We start from the raw sequence: 4,744 nt of genomic DNA, 5'->3' as shown, positions 1-4,744 counted from the left end.
CCCGGCGGGCGGCGGCTGCGGCAGCGCCTGCCGCTGGACGCGCTGCTGGCCGCCGCCCGCACTGCCCAGGCCCTGCGGCAAGGGGGGCGACTCGGGCTCCGCGCCGCGGACCTGGCCATCGACTGGGAAGGTGTCCGGGCACATCTCCGCCGCGCCACGGAAGCCCTGGAGCCCGAATCCTCGGAGGCCCGGCTGCGCGGCATGGGGGTCGATCTCGTCACCGGCTCCTCGGCGCATTTCCTGGCCCCCGACTGCCTGGAGGCCGCCGGCCGCAACTGGCGTTTCCGCCAGGCCGTGGTGGCGGCGGGCAGCGCGCCGCTGCTGCCCGCCATCGAGGGGCTGGCCGACATCCCCTATCTCGATGGGCAGAGCGGCCTCGACCTGGACACGCCGCCCGGGCACCTCCTGATCCTGGGCCATGGGGCGGAGGCACTGGAACTGGCCCAGGCCCATCAGCGCCTGGGCTGCCTCGCCACCGTTGTCGCGGACGGCCCGCTCCTGCCGGGGCTGGAGCCGGAAATGGTGGAGCTGCTGCGCGAAGCGCTCCGGGCGGAAGGGATCACCCTGTGCGAAGGGCATCCGGCGGTGCGGGTGGAGCGCCATCCGGAAGGGCTGGAGCTGCTGCTGGAGGATGGCCGGCGGATCACCGGCACCCATCTGCTGCTGGCCACCCCGTCCCGGCCCCGGCTGGCACCGCTGGACCTCGCCGCCGCCGGCATCGCCACGACCGCGCACGGCATCGCCACCGGCCCTGGCCTGCGCGCCCGGGGCAACCGCAGGGTCTGGGCGGCCGGCAGCATCGCCGATGTCGCGGATTCCGGCGCGCATCCCGACAGGGCTGAGGAACACGCGGCGCTGCTGCTGCGCTCCCTGTTCCTCCGCATTCCCGGCCACCCCTCCACGCCACTGCCCGCGCGGCTGGTCCGCACCGATCCCGAGCTGCTGCAGGTCGGCCTGACCGCCGCCGAGGCCGAGGCGGCCGGGCATGTCGTCCGGATGCAGCGGCGCGGCCTCACGGAGAGCGGCCGGCTGGTCGCCGAGGGCCGGACGGGCGGGCTGGTCCGGCTGGTGCTGGACCGGCGGGACAGGCTGCTCGGCGCCGCCGTGCTGGCGCCCGGCATCGCCGCGCCGCGCGAACTCGCCGGGGCACTGGCGCTGCTGCTGGGCCGCCCGCTGCGCGACCTTGCCGCCCTGCCCCTGCCGCAGCCCTCCCTGGGGGCCAGCCTTCGCCTGGCGGCGCTGGACAGGCTTGCGCCGGCTCTGGACCGGCCCATGCTGCGGAAACTCGTATTCCTGCTCGGGCGTCTGCCCTGACGGTGCCGCCGCGCGGCCCGGCGCCCCGGCGGGATGGAACAAGGAGAGACTCCATGGAACGCAGCCTGGAGGGCCGCACGGCCCTGGTCACCGGCTCCACCAGCGGGATCGGGCGCGGCATCGCCCTCGCCTTCGCCCAGGCCGGGGCGAAGATCCTGTTGCACGGGCTGGGCGCGCCCGGCCAGGTGGACAAGGTCCGCGCCGAGCTGGCCGAGGTCACCGGCGGCGAGGTCGCCTATTCCGCCGCCGACCTGTCGGATGCGCGGGAGGTCCGCAAGATGTGCGCCCAGGCCGAGGAGGTGCTCGGCCATGTGGACATCCTGGTGAACAACGCGGGCATCCAGTTCACCAGCCCGGTGGAACAGTTCCCCGAGGAGAAGTGGGACCAGATCATCGCGATCAACCTCTCCTCCGCCTTTCACGCCACCGCCGCCCTGCTGCCGGGCATGAGGAAGGCGGGCTGGGGCCGCATCATCAACATCGCCTCCGCCCATGGGCTGGTCGGCTCGCCGAACAAGGTCGCCTATGTCGCCGCCAAGCACGGCATCGTCGGCATGACCAAGGTGGTGGCGCTGGAAACGGCGCGCGGCACCGGCGTCACCTGCAACGCCATCTGCCCCGGCTTCGTCCGCACCCCGCTGGCCGAGGCCCAGGTCGACCCGATCGCGAAGCGCGAGGGCGTGTCCGCCGAGGCGGCGCTGACCGAGCACCTGCTGCGCCCCATGGCGTCGCGTCGCTGGGTCGAGGTCGAGGAGGTGGCGCAAATGGCCCTCTATGTCTGCGGCCCACATACCGATTCCCTGACCGGCGAGATCCTCGGCCTGGACGGCGGCTGGACCGCCGCCTGATGGAAGGCAGCATTCCCCCCGCCCTGCCGCCGGCCGGGCCTGGGCAGGAAGGGCGGGAGGGAACCGGGGCGAGGCGCGCGGTGAACCTCGCCCTTCAGGGTGGCGGCACGCATGGCGCCTTCACCTGGGGCGTGCTGGACCGGCTGCTGGAGGAGGAGTGGCTGGAGATCGCGGCCATTTCCGGCAGCAGCGCCGGGGCGATCAACGGCGCGCTGGTCACCCAGGGCCTGGCGGAAGGCGGACCCGTGCGGGCCAAGGCCCTGCTGGACCGCTTCTGGTGGGGGCTGGCGCAGCGGCTCTCCTTCAGCCCGCTGCGCAACACGCCGCTGGAGAAGGCCTTCTGGGGCTACGACCTCAGCTACAGCCTCGCCTGGCAGACCTTCGACACGCTGACCCGCGTCCTCTCGCCCTACCAGATGAACCCCACGCCACTCGACCTGAACCCGCTGCGCGACGCGCTGGCCGAGGTGCTGGACCCGATCCGCCTGCGCCGCGACCCGGCCGGGCCGAAGCTCTTCGTGTCCGCCACCAATGTCCGCACCGGCAAGGCGCGGGTCTTCGAGCGGCCGGAGATCAGCGTGGAGGCCCTGCTCGCCTCCGCCTGTCTGCCGCAGATCTTCAAGGCGGTGGAGATCGACGGCGAGGCCTTCTGGGATGGCGGCTTCCTGGGCAACCCGCCGCTCTGGCCGCTCTACGGACGCGGCTCGCCGCCCGACATCGTGCTGGTGCAGATCAACCCGCTGACCCGGCCGGACATTCCCTACACTGCCTCCGACATCATGACCCGGATGCAGGAGATCGGCTTCAACGCCTCGCTGATGTACGAGATGCGGGCCATCGCCTTCGTGCAGCGGCTGATCGGGAGCGGCACGCTGAACGACCCGCGCTATGGTCCGCTCTACATCCACATGATCGAGGACGAGGACCTGCTGCGGAACTTCGGCGTCTCCAGCAAGTACAATGGGGAGGGCGAGTTCCTGGCGGCGCTCAAGCGCCATGGGCGGGAAGCGGCGGAACGCTGGCTGCGCGACGGGACCGGCGCGCTGGGCCAGGCCAACGGGGTGGACCTGCGGGCGCGGTTCCTGTGACGCGGCACCGCGTCAGCCCCCTTCCCGCCGTCCCGGACTTCCTGGACACGGTGGCGGAGCGGATCTGGCGGGCCTGGTGGCAGGCGGAGGAGCCGGACCCCGAACCGATCGCGGCGCGGCTGCGGCCTGGCCTGCGCGGGGATGCCCTGCCCCAGGCCCTGGTGTCCCATCGGGGCGAAACCTATCTCGGCAATGTCCTGCTGATCGAGAGCGACCTCGACGAACGCCCGGCACTGACGCCCTGGCTGGCTGCGCTGTGGGTGGAGCCGGAGCAGCGTGGGCGGGGCCTCGCCACGCAACTGCAGGAGGAAGGCGCGTGCCTCGCCGCGAGCCGTGGCTTCGCGGAAGCGCATCTCTGCGCCCGGCCGGCCCTGCGCGGCTTCTATGCCGGGCGCGGCTGGCACCTGGCGGAAACATCGGTGGGCGCGGAGGAGCTGGATGTCTTCCGGCGCCGCCTGCCGGGCGGGGCGTAGCGCCCCGGCCTAGCGCAGCCACAGGAGGCGGGCCGGCCGTCCCCGGGCCAGGAGGACCACCGCGTTCTGCCGGAAGCGGCGCCCCAGCACGGCCAGCCGGCGCGGGTCGGCCAGGAGCAGGCGCTGCTCCTCCCGCCAGCGCCCCTCGCCGCTGCGCGCGGGCAGGCTGGGCAGGTGCCGGATGAGCCGTTCCAGGCACTCCTGCCTCCGGCGGTTCCGGCCTTCCGGCAGGCGTCGGCCCAGCGGGTTCCAGGCCGTGACCAGCCCGCCCGCCAGGGCACAGGGATGCCCGCCGAGGCGGACGAGCAGCGCGTCCAGCCGGGGGCTGCGCCGGCCGATGCGGACCGGAACGCCGCCGGCCTCGTAGCGGGCGCGGCGATAGGCGGCGCGCAGCCGCGCCGGCACCGCCCCGCCGTTCACGACAGGTGCAGCAGCACGCCCTTGAGATAGGCGCTTTCCGGCAGGGCCGGATGCACCGGATGGTCCGGCCCGGCCCCGAAGATGCCGAGGATCCGCCCCTCCCTCCGGGCGCGCCCCAGCCCCTCCACCACCGCGTCGGTGAACTCGCCCGTGCCGACATGGTGGGAGCAGGAGGCGATGAAGAGGAAGCCCCCGGGCGCCACCAGCCGGGCGGAAAGCCGCGCCAGCCGGGCATAGGCCCGCAGCGCCGGCCCATGGTCCTTGCGCGTCTTGGCGAAGGCCGGGGGGTCGGACACCACGATGCCGAACTGCCGACCCTCCGCCGCCAGCGCCTCCAGGCTTTCCATCTCCTCGCCCCGGCGATAGGCGACGCGGTCGGCGAGGCCGTTGCGCTCCTCCGTCTCGCGCGCCGTGGCCAGGGCGTGCTCGGAACGGTCGAGCAGCGTCACCTCGCTCGCCCCGGCCTTCGCCGCCTGCAGCCCGAAGCCGCCGGTATCGCAGAAGGCGTCCAGCACCGTCTGCCCGCGCGCCAGCGCCGCCACCCGGGCGCGGTTGTCCCGCTGGTCGTAGAACCAGCCGGTCTTCCTGTCTCTTGATCACA

Annotated in this window: 5 protein-coding genes and 1 pseudogene; 4 read left to right on the top strand and 2 right to left on the bottom strand. The window is 73.7% G+C overall.

Annotation, left to right across the window (positions count from 1 at the left end):
* The 4 genes from ROTAS13_RS19535 to ROTAS13_RS19520 all read left to right on the top strand — a co-directional run.
* The coding region (locus tag ROTAS13_RS19535) for an FAD-dependent oxidoreductase (protein ID WP_075823156.1) at positions 1-1,314 on the top strand (1,314 nt) is incomplete at its 5' end.
* A 53-nt stretch (positions 1,315-1,367) separates the two neighbouring features.
* Positions 1,368-2,162 carry a 3-hydroxybutyrate dehydrogenase gene (locus ROTAS13_RS19530; protein WP_019462619.1) on the top strand — a complete coding sequence of 265 codons (795 nt, stop codon included), beginning with the start codon at positions 1,368-1,370 and terminating at the stop codon, positions 2,160-2,162.
* Positions 2,162-3,250 carry a patatin-like phospholipase family protein gene (locus ROTAS13_RS19525; RefSeq protein WP_252571202.1) on the top strand — a complete coding sequence of 363 codons (1,089 nt, stop codon included), beginning with the start codon at positions 2,162-2,164 and terminating at the stop codon, positions 3,248-3,250. The genes ROTAS13_RS19530 and ROTAS13_RS19525 overlap by 1 nt, the downstream gene beginning before the upstream one ends.
* On the top strand, positions 3,247-3,723 hold the full coding sequence (locus ROTAS13_RS19520; protein ID WP_058390132.1) for a GNAT family N-acetyltransferase: 477 nt from the start codon (positions 3,247-3,249) through the stop codon (positions 3,721-3,723). The genes ROTAS13_RS19525 and ROTAS13_RS19520 overlap by 4 nt, the downstream gene beginning before the upstream one ends.
* Before the next feature lie 9 nt (positions 3,724-3,732).
* On the opposite strand, the gene ROTAS13_RS19515 is transcribed toward ROTAS13_RS19520, so the two are convergent.
* Positions 3,733-4,143: a DUF3293 domain-containing protein gene (locus ROTAS13_RS19515; protein WP_058390131.1), complete on the bottom strand. Its 411-nt coding sequence runs from the start codon at positions 4,141-4,143 to the stop codon at positions 3,733-3,735.
* Positions 4,140-4,724, bottom strand: a pseudogene (locus ROTAS13_RS19510) (class I SAM-dependent rRNA methyltransferase); the annotation flags it as partial. The gene ROTAS13_RS19515 and the pseudogene ROTAS13_RS19510, both read right to left, overlap by 4 nt.
* Positions 4,725-4,744 lie beyond the last annotated feature (20 nt).

The sequence above is a fragment of the Roseomonas sp. TAS13 genome (assembly GCF_001950415.1).
Taxonomy (GTDB): Bacteria; Pseudomonadota; Alphaproteobacteria; order Acetobacterales; family Acetobacteraceae; genus Roseomonas; species Roseomonas mucosa.
The sequence above is the reverse complement of the archived record's forward strand: the minus strand, read 5'-3'. Positions and strand labels throughout refer to the sequence as shown.

Excerpts from the sequence above, each read along its gene's own strand:
- ROTAS13_RS19525 (WP_252571202.1), top strand. The coding sequence starts at position 2,162 with ATGGAAGGCAGCATTCCCCCCGCCCTGCCGCCGGCCGGGCCTGGGCAG.
- ROTAS13_RS19530 (WP_019462619.1), top strand. The coding sequence starts at position 1,368 with ATGGAACGCAGCCTGGAGGGCCGCACGGCCCTGGTCACCGGCTCCACC.